The sequence below is a fragment of the Paenarthrobacter sp. NPDC090517 genome (assembly GCF_044769165.1).
In the GTDB taxonomy this organism is placed as follows: Bacteria; Actinomycetota; Actinomycetes; order Actinomycetales; family Micrococcaceae; genus Arthrobacter.
On record NZ_JBIVXN010000005.1, the window covers coordinates 95,187 to 111,840 of the forward strand.

The window sequence follows — 16,654 nt, forward strand, 5'->3', positions numbered from 1 at the left end:
CTCACTTCTCTGGGGTCTTCGTAAAAGTCGTGGTGAAGTCTGGGGAATCCGGTACAAGCCGGAAGCGGATCTTTCCGCCGATGGGGACCTGTGCTGCGAGATCAAGGTGTTCGTCACGCACCACGCCGATCACCGGATAACCACCTGTGATGGGGTGATCCGCCAGAAAGAGAACGGGCAGTCCCGCAGGTGGGATCTGGAGCGCTCCTGCCATGGTGCCCTCGCTGGGAAGTTCGCCTTCCCGCGTGCGCTTCAGCGGGGTGCCGTCCAGCCGCATGCCTACACGGTTGGATTGGGGAGTGACCAGCCATTCCTGGCCGCAGAGGGAATCCAGCGCCTCTTGGTCAAACCAGTCAGCCCGCGGCCCGGGGATGACATCCAGCACTGTGACTCCGTCCCCCGGGAATTCAGGTTGCAATTCGGGGCTTCCAACAGCTGTGGACTCTGTAGCACCACCCACTGGGAGGACCTGCCTGATTACCAACGGGGCAGGTCCTATTCCGGACATCGTGTCTGCCGAGCGACTACCCAGCACCTCCGGGACATCCACTCCGCCACGGATCGCCACATAGTTCCGGAACCCCGACTCCGGAGCACCCAAGGTGAGTATTTCGCCGTCGAGCAATGCGAAGGGTTCGGCCATCCGAGCGGTTCGCTTCGCGCCCGGCTGGATGTCGTCGTCGGATCCGCTGTCGGAATCAAACCACGACGGCGACTCGATAGTCAGCGTCGTCGGCGCCCCTGTCACAGCAATTACTTGGTCGCCAACGGCTTCCACCGTGAGTCCGCCATTGACGGATTCGATCGCCGCGGCCGACGATGCGTTTCCGACCAGCCGGTTGGCCCGCCTTAGCGATGCCCTGTCCAGCGCACCTGCAGCAGAGACACCCAGTGGACCGTAGCCTCGGCGGCCGAGATCTTGGATCAGGCTCTGCGCACCAGGGTTGAGAATCCGAACACCGGACTCAACGTGATGCTCCTTTTCGGGTTCACGCGCCTGGGTTTCACCGCTCGATGGTGCTTTAGCCGTCACAACCTCGCGGACCGCGCGGTACTGCACCCGATCCCCTGGCCGAACCAAGGCAGGTTGGGAACGGTCAAGGTCCCACATCCGGGCCCCTGTCCGGCCGATCAACTGCCAACCTCCCGGAGAACGGCGTGGGTAGACGGCGGAGTATTGTCCACCGAGGGCTACGGAACCAGCAGGAACAGCTGTACGTGGGGATGAGCGTCGCGGCACCGTAAGGGCCTCATTCTCCCCCACCATGTAGCCAAAGCCGGGTGCGAAGCCGGCAAAGGCCACTGTCCAGATTTGTCCCGTGTGCGCAGCTACGACGCCGTCTACGCTCAGTCCCGTCAGCTCAGCAACATCGGCGAGGTCGTCGCCGTCGTACACGGTATCGATGACCACCAGCCCCGAGTCAGTGACCTCCGGCACCGTCAGTTCCAACTCCATGAGTCGCGCTCCAATGGCGCGGGTTGCAGCCGCCGACTCGCCGACCACCATCACAGTTTCCGCAGCCGCAAGAACGTCCACTTGGCCGGGAAGCGGGGACTTGTAGAGCATGTCCTGAAGGGCGAGGACATCCTGCAGGCTGTCCAGTTCGGCCAGGACGGCACGGGTGCCAACGGGCCTGACAGAGCGAACCCTTTTCGCGGTGGTGGTTTGCATCACGGTATCCATCTTTCGCTACGCCGCCGGCTGAGCGTGCGTCCCCTGCATCAAACGGACGTCTTCTTCCGGCTTGGGGTCGCGGCCCAGGAGCATGCCCACAATCGTGACGACAGCTGCGACGAGGATGTAGACGGCGATCAGGTACCAGCCGCCGCCAGCGGCACCGTAGAGCGCTGTGAAGATGATGGGAGCAACAGCTCCACCGATCACACCAGCCAGGGTGTATGCCAAGGAGCTGCCGGCGTAGCGAAGGCGGGCCGGGAACTGCTCGGTGATGAATGCGGCCTGCGGGCCATACATGAAGGCGTGGAGCGCCAAGCCAATGACGGTGCCGATGGTCAGCATGGCTACGGACTTGCCCTGAATCATCAGGAAGAACAGCGGGATATAGGCGGCGGTAGCCGCTGCCGCGATGCCGTAGACCCAGCGACGGTTGAAGCGGTCCGTCAGTGCACCTGCCGCCGGGATCAGGAACAGCTGGAAAGCCGAGCCGATCAGGATGGCGGACAGCACGTTGCCGGTGGTCATGCCCAGTTCCTTGGTGGCGTAGACAGCAACGAACACCGTGAAGAGCGCGTAAAGGATATCCGGGCAAACGCGTGAGAGCGCCGCAGCCACCAACGCCTTGGGCTGGGTGGTGAAGACTTCCTTGATGGGCGCCTTGGGACGATCGCCGTGGGCTTGGATCGCCTTGAACACAGGCGTTTCTTCGAGCTTGAGCCGGATGATCAGGCCGAAGACCACCAAGAGTGCGGAGGCCAGGAAGGCTACGCGCCAGCCCCAGGAGAGGAAGGCCTCTTCGCTGAGCGAAGCGGCAAGAATGGCCAGAACACCGTTAGCCATGAGGTTGCCGGCGGGCGGGCCGATCTGGGCCGCAGAGGACCAGAAACCGCGCTTGTTCGGGTCACCGAATTCGCTGGAAAGCAGCACTGCGCCGCCCCATTCACCGCCCACGCCGATGCCCTGCGCCAATCGCAGCAGCACAAGAATGGTGGGGGCCGCGACGCCGATCACTGAGTAGTCAGGCAGCGCACCAATGAGGACCGTAGCGACGCCGATCAGGACGAGGGTGAAAACCAGCACGTACTTACGGCCGATCTTGTCGCCCAGGCGGCCGAAGATGACGCCACCAATCGGTCGGGCCAGGTAACCAACCGCAAAGGCTGAGAAGGACAGGAGCAACGCGACGAATTCGTCGTTGCCCGGGAAGAAGATTTTGGGGAACACGAGGGCCGAGGCCACCGAGTAAATAGCGAAGTCGTAGTACTCAAGTGACGTGCCGGTAAGGCTGGCAACGTACGCCTTGATGGCACCGGGCGGCGGCTTCCTTGTCGCTGCCTTGGGTACATTGTTGGTGCTGGTCATGATGTCCTCCGGGGGGATGAGGGATAGTGCGGGAAGCCCGGGCGGGCTAGAGGAACGAGCCGACTCCGACGCCGGCGTCGCTCAGAGCAGACTTCACAGCGGTGGCCATCGCGACGGCCCCGGGTGAGTCACCATGCACGCAGATACTTTCTGCGCGGATTTTTAGGATGGAACCGTCAATGGTTCTGACGGCTTGTTCAGTGGCCATTCGCAGGACGTGCTCTGCTACTTCGGCCGGGTCGTTCAACACGGCCCCCGCTTGGGACCGCGGGACGAGTGTTCCGTCCGGGTTGTAAGCCCGGTCCGCGAATGCTTCGGCAACGCCGCGAAGGCCTACTTCCTCTGCGAGGCGCAGGACTTCGGAGCCGGGAAGGCCAAGAATCGGAAGGTTGGGGTCAACCGATTTCACAGCCTCCACCACAGCGCGGGCCTGGGCCGTGTGCTTGACGATCGCGTTGTACAGGCCGCCGTGGGGTTTTACGTACTGGACGCTGGCACCCGTAGTGCCCGCCAACGCCTGAAGCGCGCCGATCTGATAAACCACGTCATCAGCTAGTTCCACGGGGTCGATGTCCATGAAGCGGCGGCCGAATCCAGCGAGGTCGCGGTAGCCGACATGGGCGCCAATAACGACGCCGGCCTTGGCCGCCTTTTCGCAGGTGCTGCGAATGACGCTGGGATCGCCAGCATGGAATCCGCAAGCAACGTTTGCACTGGAGACGGACTCGAACATGGCTGAGTCATCGCCGAGCGTCCAGCGCCCGAACGACTCGCCGACGTCGCTGTTCAAATCGATGATTGCCATGATGTGATCCCTGCCTCGTGATGTGCGTTACATCCAGCATGCACCATTTCGCTGGATTGTTCAACGATCCAGCGATCCTAGTTTTCGGCAATCGTGTATTTTTGGTGTCATGGCCAATGCAGATCAGGGAAAGAAAGACCACGTTGGCCTTGATAGCGCGCGGGCACGGGTCCGCATGAAGGTACCGTCAGTTGCCGAGAGGGTCGCCGAAGAACTGCGCTATCAACTGGCCGAAGGTTTCCTGGTCCCGGGCGCCAAACTTACTGAAGCCACCATTGCCGAGGATCTAGGCGTCTCCCGGAACACGGTCCGTGAGGCATTCGCCGAGCTGGCAGCGGAGCGGCTGCTTCTCCGCCAGCCCAATAAGGGTGTGTTCGTTGCCACCCTTGAAGCAGGCGACATCCACGACGTCTACACGGTTCGCCGCGCAATCGAGGTGAGCTCTATCCGTGCGGGTGGTTCTCCGGAGCGTATCGCCGCCGTCAGGGCCGCCGTCGAAGAAGGCAAGCGGGCGGCTGCGGACAACGACAATGAAGGCTTGGGCAGCGCTAACCAACATTTTCACGGTGCCATCGTCGCCCTCGCCGAGAGCAACCGGCTGAACACGATCATGGCGCAGATCCTGGCTGAGATGCGGCTCTACTTCCACAAAGCCACCATGAACGCCCACTTCTACAGCGACTGGCTGAAGGAGAATGAGCAGATCTGCTCAGCTTTGGAAGCTGGCGAGCTGGAGAGCGCCGGGGACTTGCTCCTTGCCTACCTCAACCGTTCAGAGCAGCAGCAGACCGCAATCCACGGCGGCTAGTCAGCGTTTGCCCTTCTTGCGAGAACCCTTGCCGCGACCCTTGTCCGGATTCGGGGCGTAGCGCTGCGCGACTGCCGGCTTCTTGGGGCCACCGCCACGACGATCAGGCTTCGGCGCCTTCTTGGGCTTTTCCTGCTGGGCTGAAGGCTGGCGGGAGCTCTGAGCTGTCCGCCCACGCACGATCCCAATGAATTCTTCGATCACCGGGCTATCAGTTCCAACCAGCCAGGCCAAGCCGATTTGGGTTCCGGGAGCGCCGGTCAGGCGGCGCATGACCGTGTCCTTCACGTTCAGGTGCCGCGCAACGGACATTGGCAGGATGGCCAGTCCGGCGCCGGATGCCACCACCTGGAGCGCCATATCCGGGCCGCCCATCTCGTAGATATCCAGGAAGTTCTCCTCAGCGAGGTCATCCAGGGCAACTTCCTCAAACACCGAGATCTCGTGTCCCTTGGGAGCGACCACCACGGGCTGCTCTTCATACAAAGGGATGACGTTTAGTCCTTCGCGGTCCACGGGCAACCGAACGAAGCTGAGGTCAGCGGTGCCGTCACGCAGCACTGAGACCTGAGCGTCGTCGTCGGACATGAACGAGTGCAAGGGGAAGTTGGGCATCCGTTCTTCCCACCGCCGGATCCATTTCCCAGGAGTCACACCGGCAACATAGGCGAAGCGGAGGCCGGCTAGGGGTTCGGTTGTTTCGGCGGAATCTTCAGCGTCTGGCACACACTCACAGTACCGGCCAGATACCCTTGAAGCATGACGTCCTCGAACTCCCAGTCCATGAAGCCGGCAACAGTTGCCAAGAAACTCGGCATCTACCTGCCCGCAACACCCCAGGAGTTCCAGGATTCGTCCATCTCCCGCGAGGAATTCGCCGAACTCCAGGCCAACCCGCCTGAGTGGCTCGCCGAACTGCGCCGCAACGGCCCGCACCCGCGCCCGGTAGTCGCGCAGAAGCTCAACATCTCCATCAGCGGACTCGCCCGCGGCGGCGTCGAGGATGCGCTTACGACGGCGGAAATCACCGAACTGCTGCAGGCTCCGCCGCAGTGGCTGGTCACCGAGCGCGCCACACACGCTGCTGTCCGCTCCGAGGCGCAGCGCGTCAAGGATGAGGCTGCCAAGAAGGCCGCCACGAAGGAAGCCCGGGACAACGCCGCTGCAAAGCGTGATGCTCCGAAGACCTCCAAGCGCGATCACGCGTAGGTTTCACTAACTGTGGCCGGGACCAGTGTCCCGGCCACAGTTGTTTAAGCGCGGCTAATCCTGGTGAAGCTGAATGAAGTTGCCGCAACCGTCGTCGAACACTGCGCTGACGCCTGAAGGATCCTCGGAGGGTTCACCTTGGAACTTCACACCGGCAGCAAGCAAGCGCTCATACTCAGCTTGGACATCGGGCACGCCGAAGGTGATGGCTGCCAGGCCGGACTCATGCAGGGCGTTCATATAGTTCGAGGCGATGGGGTTGTCACTGGGCTCCAGCAGCAGCCCAGCCGAATTGCTGTTGTCCGCGCCGGGATCCTTAATGATGAACAGGTTGTACTCCGGCATGGCCATCAAGGTCTCGAAGCCCAGTGTCTCCGTGTAGAAGACATGGGCTGCTGCGGGGTCCTTGACATGGATGCTGCACATTTTCAGTCTCATGCTGCCAAGGCTACGCCCAGGGTCCGACAACAGAGCCCCCGGGGACGACGGCCACGGACAAGCCCGCGACCGTCGCCAACCCATTAGGGTTTCAGGTGCCAGAACGAGCGGACGATCTCCCACGCAAAACGCGCGAGACTGACCAGCAGGTTCAGGCGGCCCCAGGGCTCGGGACGATTTCGTCGTCGAGACATGGTGCACCCCCTCACTGAGGAAGGGTGCGACCGCGGTCGGAGTGCTTGCACGCCGCCCGCGAAGGGGCATACTCTGGAGGCGTGAGCATCAAGGAGTAAGCCCTTGAATCGCACCAAAGAGCGCATCGCGCTGAACAAAGACCCGATTGCAGTCGGGTCTTTTGTTTGTTAACGATGCGGCAGGCTCTTGCCCACTGGAACAGAGTCTACCGAGAGTTGACTATCCGATTTGCGGGAGCCTCCCGCGCACCCCTGTCGCCCAAGCAGACACTGCCGCATACTGAATTCAAAGCAGCGAATTCGCCTGGAGGTGGTCCGATGCCCGCCATGATGCTCCTGTGGGGTGTAGCTCTGGTTCTCGCAACCGCAGCAACCACTTATGTCCTTCACAGGAAACTGACACACGGCCGCGGCCAGGAGCCGGACGGGCTCTTTTGGGACGTGTTCGGGGGGCTTGTTGTCATAGCGCCCGCCATTCTGGTCCCTGCCGTGCAATGGGCCCCGGCCGGGCTCATCATGGTTTTCGTCGGCATCGCCACAGCGGCAGGAACACTGGTAAGTATCCGCAAAGTGGAGCGCATCCACGCAGCTGAGCCCCGACGTCGTGCTGGTTTTCCGGACGACGCAGCCCGCCACGAAAGGATCCTGGCGCAGTGGCGCCAGTACGAGCTCGATCCTGCGCGGACCATCGATTTTCCGGCCATGACCGACGTCAGGACTGCCGAAACAGCGGCTCTTACGCGGGCCATGCGCGAGGCGGAGTACTGCAAGGTGACAGCCGGAACTGACTACCGTGCCGCCGTCGAGCGACTCGCGGAAGCTTTGGCAGCCGCCGAAAGGGCAGCAGGCGTCCCGACGGCCGCCTTGCCGTCGCCCAGATGACACTTAACGCCAATCTCACACAACAACATGGGCATTAAATGCCATCTCGACGGAGGCGGGGCGAACTACAGAATCTTGCCCTTGAAGAACTCAGGACGCAGCCGGTACATCACCAGCATGACCACCACGCCAAGCAGGATCACGCCCATTCCCAGCACGAACACCAAGCCCACACCGCCAACGGATGAGCCGGAGCCATACTCCGGGTCCATCGAATCCATGGCCGTCTTCACGAACATGACCAGTAGGATCACGCCTCCCAACAAAGGTGCCAGGAACTTGAAGAAGAACGGACGGACACCACTGAACGCCGCAGCCCGGAAGAACCAGACGCAAGCCAGGGCGGTGATGCCGTAGTAGAAACAGATCATCATGCCCAAGGCGGTAATGGTGTCCCACAGCGCATTCTCGGACACGGTCCGGGTGACCACGTAGAAACCGGCGGCAGCGATCGCAGCCGCGATCGTCGCGAAGCTGGGCGACTTGTAAGTGGGACTGATACGGCCGAAGCGCGGCGAGATGGCGCGGTAGTGACCCATGGCCAGCATGGTGCGCGCCGGCGAAACGAACGTGGACTGCAGGGACGCTGCCGAGCTGCTCAGGATGGCCAGCGACATGAGGATCGCGAAGGGACCCATCACAGGACCGGCAAGCACGGCAAAAATACTGGACTGGTTTTCGGGGTTGCCGGCGCCCAAACCGGTCTCGCCCACGCCAGCGAAGGAGAGCGTAGCCAAGGCAACGGTCATGTAGATGATCACGATGACCAGCACAGTGATGGTCGCTGCACGGCCCGGGGTCTTCTCGGGGTTCTTCGTCTCCTCGTTCATTGTGAGGGTGACGTCCCACCCCCAGTAAATGAAGATCGAGAGCGACACACCCGCGGCGAACGAGGAGAAGGAGTCCACGGCAAAAGGGTTGAACCAGTCGGGCGAAATGGCGGTGGCGTCGAAGGCCGTCCCGTTTGATACGTGGACGAATGCTGATACCGCGAACCAGCCCAGCACCAGCAACTGGAAGGCCACCAGCACGTACTGGACGCCCTTGGTGGTCTCCATGCCGCGGTACGAAATCCAGCAAGCCAAGGCAATGAACACCAACGTGGTAGCGATATTCAGCGGCAGGATTTTGCTGAGCTCTCCCAACTCCGGGTTGCTGAAAATCTGCGCGAGCATCAGGTAGAAGAAGTCCACGGCGACCGCGGCAAGGTTGGACAAGACGATGATGGTTGCCGCGATCAGCCCCCAGCCACCCATCCAACCGATCCACGGCCCGAAGGCACGAGTTGCCCACGTGAAGGAGGTACCGGCGTCGGGCATTGCATTATTCAGTTCACGGTAGCCAAGCGCCACCAGCAGCATGGGGATGAAGCCCACCAGGAAGATGGCAGGAAGGTGCACACCAACTTCGGACACGGTGGGGCCAAGGGCCGCGGTGAGCGTGTACGCGGGTGCGATGCAGGAAACACCAATCACGACGGCGCCGATCAGGCCCACCGATCCGGCTTTCAGTCCCTTTTCACTCAGGGATGATGTTTCTTTCGACTGGACCGTCTTTGGTGCAGTTGACATGGGTATTGCCTCTCAGGCGATTGCTAGGAGCTTTGTCGCGTGTAGTCGCGGGGGACCACGATCATGGGGACGGGGAGGGCACGCAGGATGCGGTTGGCGGTGCTTCCCAGGAAGGTGGCCCGGTGCTGGGCCAGGCGGCTGGAGCCGATCAGCAGGATTTCGCCGTCTTCCCAGTCCAGTCGGTCAACGGCTTCTTCGATGGTGCGGCCCTGAGCGACTACGATTTCGGGTTCCGGCGTCTCTGCAGCAGAATCTCCGACGGCGGCAAGCCGGTCGGCGGCGTGCACCCAGGCCGCGTCGGCCAACCCGGGCGAGTTGCCGCCGCCGAGCGCCAACAGCGAGACGAGCCGCAACGGAAGGCCCCGGTCACGCGCGGACTCGACAGCGACGTCAAGCAGTTCATCAGCACCCGGGCGCGTCCCAAAACCGCAGCTCAAGCGCGTGATCAGCTCCGCGCGCTGGTAACCGTGGGGTGCCAGAGCCACAGGAACCGGCGACGAGTGGAGCAGCGAGCTCGCCACGGATCCGATGGTGAACCGCTTGAACAGTCCACCGTTGGTGGCGCCAATCACCAAGGCCGCCGCATCCATCTCCACGGCAACGTCGATCAGCGTCTGAGCTTCGGAGTCACCGCGTCGGATGTGGGCGCGGGCGGTGATGTCCACCGGAACCAGTGCAAGGCCTTCGTCCAGCCAACGCTGCGCCTGCTCGTTGAGGATGTCGTTGTAGCCGGTCTCAGGCGGGTAGACGGCGTTGAAGGGGGAATCTTCCGGGATCACCAGGACCAGGTCCAGGCTGACATCGTGGTTCCTGGCCAGCGCGACCGCAAGGTGAACGGCGTCGTGCCCCCTTGCATTGGCGGTGTAGCCCACTACGTAGCGCATGGTGGTCCCTTTCTTGTCTTAAACAGTGGAGCCGGCAGGCCGGGGAATGGTGTCCCCCAGCCTGCCGGTGCGGTGCTGACTGCCTTAGGCGACCGGTACCGCGGCCAGCTTGTTGGCCTCGACGATGCGGGCGGCAGTTGCCTGGCCCATGCGGACGGCGCCATCCACGTGCTGGTAGCCCTCGGCCGCGAGGTCCGACGAGGACCAGTAGATCGGTCCGACGTTCGCGTGCTGGTCCTTGCCGTAGCGATGCAAGCCACCGAGGTCGTAGCTGGATGCGTAGGCGCCGCGGGTCCACTCTTCGGAGCCCCAGTCGGACTCGTAGTAGACCTCCGGCGTGAGTGCCTTGTCGCCAAGGAATCCGGCAATGGACTCAAGGATCGCTTTCTTGCGGTCTTCAGCGCTGAGCTCGAATACGGCGTCGGCCTTTTCGTCTGAGACAAAGCCCACCAAGGTGCCGCGGGAATCTCCGTGGTTGGTGTTGTCGTAAACCTCCTGGACCAGCGCGCCGGCGCTGAAACCCGTGCCGGAGAGTCCTTCTTCGCGCCAGAACGGCGTGTCATAAACGGCGTGGACCTTGATGACCAGGCCCAGGGACTGGTGCTGGTGCATCTGGTGCTGGCGGCGCGGCAGCGGTGGTTCGAACGAGACGCGGGAGTACAGGTTCGGCGGTACTGCCATAATGACGTAGCGCGCGTTGACGGTTGCCTTCTCCGACACAACGGTTACGTTGTTGTCGTCCCATTTGATGGTGCGTACCGGGCTGTTGAGCACGACGTCGTCACCCAGCTCTGCTGCCTGCAGCAGCGACACCTGCTGCATACCGCCGATGACGCGCTTGTCCAGGATGAAGTCTTCGTCCGTCAGGTGGGTGAAGGAGCCGGCCGATGCGGCCATGAGGACTGCCTGCAGTGCTGAGAATGCGTGGGCGGGCTTGGTCAGCATGCCACCGGCGATGAAGAGGCCGATGTTGTTGCAGGCTTCTTCATCGTTGGAGTTCTGGCGGAGCCAGTGATGGAAGGAAATGGTGTCCAGCTCGCGCGCTTTGGGGTGCGCCCAGGGCTCGGTGGGGCCGATCTCGGCGGCGAGACCGTCCAAAATGGAAACAAGCTTATCCATCTCGGCCTTGGTGGTTTCGTTCACGGGGAACGTGTCACCGGTGTACTGGGTGCGCTTGCCGTCGGCGCCGATGTAGACGGACTCGCCCTCCCGGTAGCGCGAGTACATTTTCAGTCCGAGTTCGTCCAGCAACTCCATGAGCACTGTTTGGTCCGGGGATACCCACTGGCCGCCGATCTCCAGCATGGCGCCGTCGATGGTGTCGGTCCAGGTGCGGCCGCCCACGCGGTCGCGTGCTTCGAGCACTGCGACGCTGAGTCCGGCCTTCTTCAGTTCGCGTGCCGCCGTCAGCCCTGACGGTCCGGCACCGACGATCACAACGTCGCGATCAAGATTATGCATGATGTCCTCTCCGTGGCCGTCCGTGGTGGCTGACCAATAAATGAATGCCATTCATTTATGTCCATAGTAGCGTTGGAGACGCCCACTGTGAAGGCCCGATGGAATAATGCTGGGGACACAGGCAGCAGAAAGGCCTCCGATGCCCGCACCAACGCCCGCCCCTTCCGCCCTCCCGGCCGGCTCTGTACGCCGCCGCGCCGGTCGACCGACGGCGGCGATCCTGGATCAGGACGGCATCACGACGGCGGCGCTTGAGTTGATCAGCAACAAGGGTTACAACGGACTCACCATGGCGGCCTTGGCTCGCTCCCTTGGCGTCGCGCCCTCTGCGCTGTACAACCACGTAGCCTCCAAGGATGACGTGCTGCTGCTGGTGGAAGACCACCTGGCGGCGATGGTGGATGTCTCCGCCTTCGGGATAGAGCCATGGGATGTTGCAGTGCGTCGTTGGGCATGGTCGTACCGCGACGTGTTCTCGGAGCATACGCCGCTGATCCCCGTGATTGCAGTGCTTCCCGTGGCTAATGCCCCCAAAACCTTGGCGATGTACGAGGCCGTGACTGCAGGCTTCCGCGATGCCGGGTTCCCTGAAGAGAAGATCATCTCGGCGATCGTGGCCTTGGAAGCGTTCGTTTTTGGTGCCGCTTATGACGTCACCGCACCGGAGGACATCTTCGATGCCGGCAGCCTCGCCGAGCAGGTCCCCAACTTCACCGCCGCCGTGGACCGGCTAGCTGCCCAGGAGCACGCTCGGCCGACGGATGTCGCGTTCAACCTGGGGCTTGAGGCCCTGATTACAGGGTTCGGGGCGCTGCGGGAAGCTGCTTCTGACTGATTCCCGGCGCTCAGCCTTCCAAGGGGCTTACGCGAACGCTGATCACGGATGGATCCGGGAAGTCGTAAACAATGTCGTAGGTGACCGCCAAGCCGGTAGACGTGCCCGGACCCAGCCTGTGCTTGAACAGATCGACTGAGCTGCTGGTCTTGTTGACGTTTTGGAGCCAATATTCTGCATCATCGGCGTCCAACCCATAACGGGAAACCGCGTCACGAACGTCCTTTTCCAGGTCCTCCCAAGTGTCGAACCGATGGTAGAAAGTGACCTCCTTGAAGTCGGAGCGCGCGGGGTCCGTTGCAAATTTGAGAGTGTCAGAGCTTCCAGTCACGGTTCCCTTGGGGCCGGCAATATTGATCAGAATCTCGCGGCCGTCCTGAGCAAAGATCAAGGGGCCTTTCGCAGCGTCCGCCGGTAGGCCCACGGTCTCCTTTTCGAGTTTCCCCTTCGTCATATCCAGCTTCGCGGATCCCTGGGACGTTATACGTTCGGCCCCATCGGACGTCAGGGAGTCGAACTCACCAGAATTCGGCGCGGTCCCTTGATTGCCGGAGACAGCCCCCGAGCAGGCGACCAGGGCAAGGGATAGCCCGAGCGCACCAATGGCTCCGGACAGGCTCTTCCGGGCCTTGCCGGGAAGAGCTTTCCTGCCCAAGGAACTCCTGCCCCGCAGATCCTTTTGATAGCCGGCCACTTTTTGTCCTGTTTTTCGTTCTGACACACAGGGAGTCTACGAGTACACGGGCAGTCGGCGCTCAACGTGAACCGCACACTGCAAGTTGTCTAGCGGACAATACTCTTGTAGTACAAGTTCTAAACTTGTATCCTACGTCAAGGCAAGGATGCCCGACCCACTAGGAGAATCATGAGCACCGTAGATCTCATTCGCCACATCAAGCTGTCCACGGCACGGTTGCCCCTCGCCGTACCCATCAGTGATGCCAAAGTCTTCACCGGCCGCCAGAAGCCCATGACCGAAGTGGTTTTCCTGTTCGCTGAGATCACCACGGAGCAGGGCCACAGCGGCATCGGATTCAGTTACTCCAAGCGCGCAGGCGGACCCGCTCAATATGCCCACGCAAAGGAGGTCGCGGAGGGCATCATTGGCGAGGACCCCAACGATATAGGCAAGATCTACACCAAGCTCCTCTGGGCCGGCGCCTCCGTTGGGCGTTCCGGTGTGGCAACGCAGGCCTTGGCTGCAATAGACATCGCCCTCTACGACCTCAAGGCCAAGCGCGCAGGGCTCCCCCTTGCCAAGCTCCTGGGTTCTTACCGGGACTCGGTCCAGACCTACAACACGTCCGGTGGTTTCCTCAACGCCACTTTGGATGAGGTCAAGGAACGCGCCACGCGGTCCATTGACGAAGGGATTGGCGGAATCAAAATCAAGGTCGGCCTGCCGGACTCCAAGGAAGATCTCCGCCGCGTCGCCGGAGTTCGCGAGCACATCGGCTGGGATGTCCCCCTCATGGTGGACGCAAATCAGCAGTGGGACCGTGCCACTGCACTGCGCATGGGCCGCCAACTTGAAGAATTCAACCTCATCTGGATCGAAGAACCGCTGGACGCCTATGACTTCGAAGGCCATGCGCACCTGGCCCAAGTCTTGGACACGCCCATCGCCACCGGTGAAATGCTGGCGTCCGTCGCGGAGCACAAGGGCCTCATCAACGCCAACAGCTGCGACATCATCCAACCCGATGCTCCCCGCGTTGGCGGCATCACCCAGTTCCTGCGCCTCGCGGCGTTGGCTGATGAAAGAGGGCTGGGCCTCGCCCCGCACTTTGCCATGGAAATCCACCTGCACTTGGCCGCGGCCTACCCGCGCGAGCCCTGGGTGGAGCACTTCGATTGGTTGGACCCGCTGTTCGAGGAGCGCTTGGAAACCAAGAATGGCCGCATGATCGTTCCGGACCGCCCCGGATTGGGTGTCACCTTAAGCGATCAGGCCCGGGCATGGACCACCGAATCCGTGGAATTCGGCGCGTAATCTTGAACCCATGAGCCGAAACCTGACCGCGGATCTCGCCGCCGACCTTCGCAACCGCATCGTCGACGGCGTCATCCAGCCAGGTGAGAAGCTCCCCAGCGAAAACACGCTCATCAACGAGTTCGGGGTGAGCCGGACCGTCGTCCGCTCAGCCCTCACCCGTTTGCAGGCCGAGGGACTTGTGGAAACCGAACGTGGGCGGGGCAGCTTCGCGCTGACCCCGCCCGCGGACGGACCCACGCCCGCTCCGGGAACGCGGGCCGTTGGCAGCATTGAAGAGCGGCTGCAGATGCTCGACTTCCGGATCGGCGTCGAGACCGAAGCCGCAGCACTTGCCGCCCGGAACCATACAGAACACCAGCTGAAGGCTACGCACGGCGCCTTGGAGCAGTTCATTGCGAGCTCAGGCCACCCGGCCCATTCAATGAAGGCTGATTTCGAGTTCCACCGGGCTGTCGCGGCGGCCACCGGCAACCCCTTCTATACGGACTGCATCTCTGCCCTGGGTCAAACCATGATCACCATGCCCCGCCCACGCCTCGTTACAGGCGATGAGCAGGATTCCCGAGGACGCTTCGAGCAAGTGGTCCACGAACACTCCTCTATATACGCAGCCATCGCGGAGGGCGACCCAGTGGCTGCCGCGGCCGCCATGCGCCTGCACCTGAGCAATTCACGACGCCGGTTCACGGGTTCCACGGGCACCTGACCTCCCGCCCGGCCCAAGTGGGTCGCAGTTAATGTCGTTCTCAGCGCTGAGAACGACATTAACTGCTACCTACTTGGGTGCAGGGACAGCAAAAGAGCCCCGGTCCTAAGACCGGGGCTCTTTCAATTGCGTGCGCGAGGGGGGATTTGAACCCCCACACCCTTTCGGATACTGGCACCTGAAGCCAGCGCGTCTGCCGTTCCGCCACTCGCGCGCAACTTCTTTTTCCGGACTCCGGCTGGTCTCCCAGCTTCGTTTCCTTCAAAAGCAGCGAGATCAAGCATAACGGACATCCGGAGCAAAACGCCAATCGGCCGGGAGGAGAAGCCCCCGTCGAGCCCGGCAGAACCCCAACAACAGCTGAACCCAACGAAAATTTCAATCCCCGCCTCCCGCGCCAACAAGGGCCGGGAACGAACTTTTCCGGGTCGCAAGGCGTTGTGGATTAAGGCCATTCCCAGTCAGTCCCAGTAGTATCGGGAAGTGGAAGGGCCGTCAGGCGCGTACTTCGCCGTGTGCGCAGACGGAGCAATGGACGGACTATCGGACCAGGCACAATGGGTGCCGCGGCAAGGAAAGGAGAAGGACCATGGGTTTGCTGGACAAAGTCGAGCGCGGCATTGAAAAGGCCGTCCGCAACGTCTTCTCCACGGGGTCGCGGGCACGTGTTGAGCCAGTGGAGATCGCAAGCAAGCTGAGGCGCGAGTTGGACAACAAGTCCATCACTATCGCAGCCGGGCGGACGCTCGCTCCCAATGTTTTCGATGTCCTGCTCAGCGATGAAGACTTCGCCCGCGCCCAGGAGTGGGGAACACCCCTCGCCGAGGAACTGTGCGACGTCGTCATCCAGCACGTCCGCAGCCAGGGCTACACGCTCCAAGGCGCTGTCCGCATCTCGTTCCGTCGCAATGACGAAGAACGCGCAGGACATTTCGAAATCAACTCCCGGACCGAAAAATCGTCCGATGACGCGGCCCCTGCCCCACAAGCTCCACGTGCCCATGTTCCTGCTGCCCCGGCACGGCAACCTACCCGCCTCCAGCCCGTGCTGGACATTGGCGGCCAGCGGTATTCCCTCAACGCCCACTCCGTGGTGCTCGGCCGCTCATCGGAAGCCGACATCCTTGTTGATGACACAGGCGTTTCACGGAAACACCTTGAGGTCCGCACGGAGAACGGCGGCACCTGGGCTGTTGACCTCGGCTCCACCAATGGCAGTTACGTCAACGGGCATAAAGTGAACGGCAGCGTGGAGCTGACAGACGGCTCAACCATCACGATGGGACGTACCAAGATCATTTTCCGCCTCCTCCCCCAAACCCCGGGTGGCCACGCGTGAACGACATCAGCGAACTGACCATCACAGCGCTTCGCTTCGGGTTCCTCCTTTTGTTGTGGGTCCTGATCTTCAGCATTGTGACCACCATGCGCCGCGACTTCCAGATTGGCCGCAAGGCCGTAACCGGTGTTCCCACCGCACGCGAAGTCCGCAAACATCCGGAGCTTGCAGCTTCTCCGCCGCCGGCAATCCAGCATGCGCGCACACTGGTAGTCACGGAGGGCCCCCTCAAGGGCACCACGGTCCCCTTGGCGGCCAGCCCCATCCTGCTCGGCCGCGCACAGGAAGCCACGCTTGTCCTGGAAGATGACTACGCTTCCGGGCGGCATGCGCGTCTGTTCCCACAGGGCAGCCGCTGGTTCATCGAAGACCTCGGCTCCACTAACGGCACCTACCTGGCCGATCAACAGCTCACCCGCGCTTTGCCGGTTGAGCTTGGCGTCCCCGTGAGAATCGGCAAGACGGTCATTGAATTGAGGCCGTAGT

General features: G+C 62.1%; 17 protein-coding genes and 1 tRNA gene. 8 read left to right on the forward strand and 10 right to left on the reverse strand.

All coding sequences use genetic code 11. From position 1 onward, the window contains the following. Window position 1 precedes the first annotated feature (1 nt). The 3 genes from ACIQTW_RS15985 to ACIQTW_RS15995 are packed head-to-tail and all read right to left on the reverse strand — an operon-like array spanning window position 2 to window position 3,845. A complete protein-coding gene (locus ACIQTW_RS15985; protein WP_402938706.1) occupies window positions 2–1,684 on the reverse strand; it encodes a 5-oxoprolinase/urea amidolyase family protein in 1,683 nt (560 codons plus the stop codon). Window positions 1,685–1,690: 6 nt separating this feature from the next. Then, window positions 1,691–3,040, reverse strand: coding sequence for an MFS transporter (locus ACIQTW_RS15990; RefSeq protein WP_402938708.1), 1,350 nt, complete (start codon window positions 3,038–3,040; stop codon window positions 1,691–1,693). 46 nt (window positions 3,041–3,086) lie between these two features. Then, entirely contained in the window at window positions 3,087–3,845 is a 759-nt protein-coding gene (locus ACIQTW_RS15995; RefSeq protein ID WP_402938710.1) for a LamB/YcsF family protein, read from the reverse strand. 109 nt (window positions 3,846–3,954) lie between these two features. On the opposite strand from ACIQTW_RS15995, the gene ACIQTW_RS16000 reads away from it, so the two are divergent. Next, window positions 3,955–4,653, forward strand: a complete 699-nt coding sequence (locus tag ACIQTW_RS16000) for a GntR family transcriptional regulator (protein ID WP_402938713.1) — start codon at window positions 3,955–3,957, stop codon at window positions 4,651–4,653. Here ACIQTW_RS16000 and ACIQTW_RS16005 read toward each other — a convergent pair whose 3' ends face one another. Continuing rightward, the gene (locus tag ACIQTW_RS16005) at window positions 4,654–5,379 is read right to left on the reverse strand and encodes a LysR family transcriptional regulator substrate-binding protein (protein WP_402938716.1); all 726 of its coding nucleotides are present in this window, start codon (window positions 5,377–5,379) and stop codon (window positions 4,654–4,656) included. A gap of 33 nt (window positions 5,380–5,412) precedes the next feature. On the opposite strand from ACIQTW_RS16005, the gene ACIQTW_RS16010 reads away from it, so the two are divergent. Next, window positions 5,413–5,862 (forward strand): DUF5997 family protein, encoded by a 450-nt coding sequence (locus tag ACIQTW_RS16010; RefSeq protein ID WP_309074704.1) that lies wholly within the window; start codon window positions 5,413–5,415, stop codon window positions 5,860–5,862. 54 nt (window positions 5,863–5,916) lie between these two features. Here ACIQTW_RS16010 and ACIQTW_RS16015 read toward each other — a convergent pair whose 3' ends face one another. Then, a complete protein-coding gene (locus ACIQTW_RS16015) occupies window positions 5,917–6,300 on the reverse strand; it encodes a VOC family protein (protein ID WP_402938719.1) in 384 nt (127 codons plus the stop codon). Between the two features lie 512 nt (window positions 6,301–6,812). On the opposite strand from ACIQTW_RS16015, the gene ACIQTW_RS16020 reads away from it, so the two are divergent. Next, a complete protein-coding gene (locus ACIQTW_RS16020; RefSeq protein ID WP_402938722.1) occupies window positions 6,813–7,376 on the forward strand; it encodes a hypothetical protein in 564 nt (187 codons plus the stop codon). Between the two features lie 65 nt (window positions 7,377–7,441). On the opposite strand, the gene ACIQTW_RS16025 is transcribed toward ACIQTW_RS16020, so the two are convergent. The 3 genes from ACIQTW_RS16025 to ACIQTW_RS16035 form a co-directional block, all read right to left on the reverse strand. Continuing rightward, complete coding sequence (locus ACIQTW_RS16025; RefSeq protein ID WP_402938725.1) at window positions 7,442–8,947, reverse strand: APC family permease; 1,506 nt, start codon at window positions 8,945–8,947, stop codon at window positions 7,442–7,444. 23 nt (window positions 8,948–8,970) lie between these two features. Continuing rightward, window positions 8,971–9,831: a universal stress protein gene (locus tag ACIQTW_RS16030; protein WP_402938727.1), complete on the reverse strand. Its 861-nt coding sequence runs from the start codon at window positions 9,829–9,831 to the stop codon at window positions 8,971–8,973. Window positions 9,832–9,915: 84 nt separating this feature from the next. After that, window positions 9,916–11,343 carry a flavin monoamine oxidase family protein gene (locus ACIQTW_RS16035; protein ID WP_402938729.1) on the reverse strand — a complete coding sequence of 476 codons (1,428 nt, stop codon included), beginning with the start codon at window positions 11,341–11,343 and terminating at the stop codon, window positions 9,916–9,918. A 55-nt stretch (window positions 11,344–11,398) separates the two neighbouring features. Here ACIQTW_RS16035 and ACIQTW_RS16040 point away from each other — a divergent pair, with 55 nt between their 5' ends. Further along, the gene (locus tag ACIQTW_RS16040) at window positions 11,399–12,127 is read left to right on the forward strand and encodes a TetR/AcrR family transcriptional regulator (RefSeq protein WP_402938732.1); all 729 of its coding nucleotides are present in this window, start codon (window positions 11,399–11,401) and stop codon (window positions 12,125–12,127) included. Window positions 12,128–12,137: 10 nt separating this feature from the next. Here ACIQTW_RS16040 and ACIQTW_RS16045 read toward each other — a convergent pair whose 3' ends face one another. After that, window positions 12,138–12,848 carry a hypothetical protein gene (locus ACIQTW_RS16045; RefSeq protein ID WP_402938735.1) on the reverse strand — a complete coding sequence of 237 codons (711 nt, stop codon included), beginning with the start codon at window positions 12,846–12,848 and terminating at the stop codon, window positions 12,138–12,140. Window positions 12,849–12,992: 144 nt separating this feature from the next. Here ACIQTW_RS16045 and ACIQTW_RS16050 point away from each other — a divergent pair, with 144 nt between their 5' ends. Next, complete coding sequence (locus ACIQTW_RS16050; RefSeq protein WP_402938737.1) at window positions 12,993–14,120, forward strand: mandelate racemase/muconate lactonizing enzyme family protein; 1,128 nt, start codon at window positions 12,993–12,995, stop codon at window positions 14,118–14,120. Between the two features lie 10 nt (window positions 14,121–14,130). Next, on the forward strand, window positions 14,131–14,829 hold the full coding sequence (locus tag ACIQTW_RS16055; RefSeq protein ID WP_402938740.1) for a FadR/GntR family transcriptional regulator: 699 nt from the start codon (window positions 14,131–14,133) through the stop codon (window positions 14,827–14,829). Between the two features lie 131 nt (window positions 14,830–14,960). On the opposite strand, the gene ACIQTW_RS16060 is transcribed toward ACIQTW_RS16055, so the two are convergent. Beyond that, window positions 14,961–15,043, reverse strand: a tRNA-Leu gene (locus ACIQTW_RS16060). Window positions 15,044–15,418: 375 nt separating this feature from the next. Between ACIQTW_RS16060 and ACIQTW_RS16065 the strand changes: the two genes are divergently transcribed. Together ACIQTW_RS16065 and ACIQTW_RS16070 are read left to right on the forward strand one after the other, a co-directional pair. Further along, complete coding sequence (locus ACIQTW_RS16065; protein ID WP_091464318.1) at window positions 15,419–16,168, forward strand: DUF3662 and FHA domain-containing protein; 750 nt, start codon at window positions 15,419–15,421, stop codon at window positions 16,166–16,168. Window positions 16,169–16,173: 5 nt separating this feature from the next. After that, a complete protein-coding gene (locus ACIQTW_RS16070) occupies window positions 16,174–16,653 on the forward strand; it encodes an FHA domain-containing protein (protein ID WP_024818875.1) in 480 nt (159 codons plus the stop codon). Window position 16,654: the final 1 nt, after the last annotated feature.

Bases quoted from the DNA above. Each gene is read 5' to 3' on its own strand.
- ACIQTW_RS15985 (WP_402938706.1), bottom strand. From the start codon at position 1,684: ATGGATACCGTGATGCAAACCACCACCGCGAAAAGGGTTCGCTCTGTC.
- ACIQTW_RS15990 (WP_402938708.1), bottom strand. From the start codon at position 3,040: ATGACCAGCACCAACAATGTACCCAAGGCAGCGACAAGGAAGCCGCCG.
- ACIQTW_RS15995 (WP_402938710.1), bottom strand. From the start codon at position 3,845: ATGGCAATCATCGATTTGAACAGCGACGTCGGCGAGTCGTTCGGGCGC.
- ACIQTW_RS16000 (WP_402938713.1), top strand. From the start codon at position 3,955: ATGGCCAATGCAGATCAGGGAAAGAAAGACCACGTTGGCCTTGATAGC.
- ACIQTW_RS16010 (WP_309074704.1), top strand. From the start codon at position 5,413: ATGACGTCCTCGAACTCCCAGTCCATGAAGCCGGCAACAGTTGCCAAG.
- ACIQTW_RS16015 (WP_402938719.1), bottom strand. From the start codon at position 6,300: ATGAGACTGAAAATGTGCAGCATCCATGTCAAGGACCCCGCAGCAGCC.
- ACIQTW_RS16020 (WP_402938722.1), top strand. From the start codon at position 6,813: ATGCCCGCCATGATGCTCCTGTGGGGTGTAGCTCTGGTTCTCGCAACC.
- ACIQTW_RS16025 (WP_402938725.1), bottom strand. From the start codon at position 8,947: ATGTCAACTGCACCAAAGACGGTCCAGTCGAAAGAAACATCATCCCTG.
- ACIQTW_RS16030 (WP_402938727.1), bottom strand. From the start codon at position 9,831: ATGCGCTACGTAGTGGGCTACACCGCCAATGCAAGGGGGCACGACGCC.
- ACIQTW_RS16035 (WP_402938729.1), bottom strand. From the start codon at position 11,343: ATGGCATTCATTTATTGGTCAGCCACCACGGACGGCCACGGAGAGGAC.
- ACIQTW_RS16040 (WP_402938732.1), top strand. From the start codon at position 11,399: ATGCTGGGGACACAGGCAGCAGAAAGGCCTCCGATGCCCGCACCAACG.
- ACIQTW_RS16050 (WP_402938737.1), top strand. From the start codon at position 12,993: ATGAGCACCGTAGATCTCATTCGCCACATCAAGCTGTCCACGGCACGG.
- ACIQTW_RS16055 (WP_402938740.1), top strand. From the start codon at position 14,131: ATGAGCCGAAACCTGACCGCGGATCTCGCCGCCGACCTTCGCAACCGC.
- ACIQTW_RS16065 (WP_091464318.1), top strand. From the start codon at position 15,419: ATGGGTTTGCTGGACAAAGTCGAGCGCGGCATTGAAAAGGCCGTCCGC.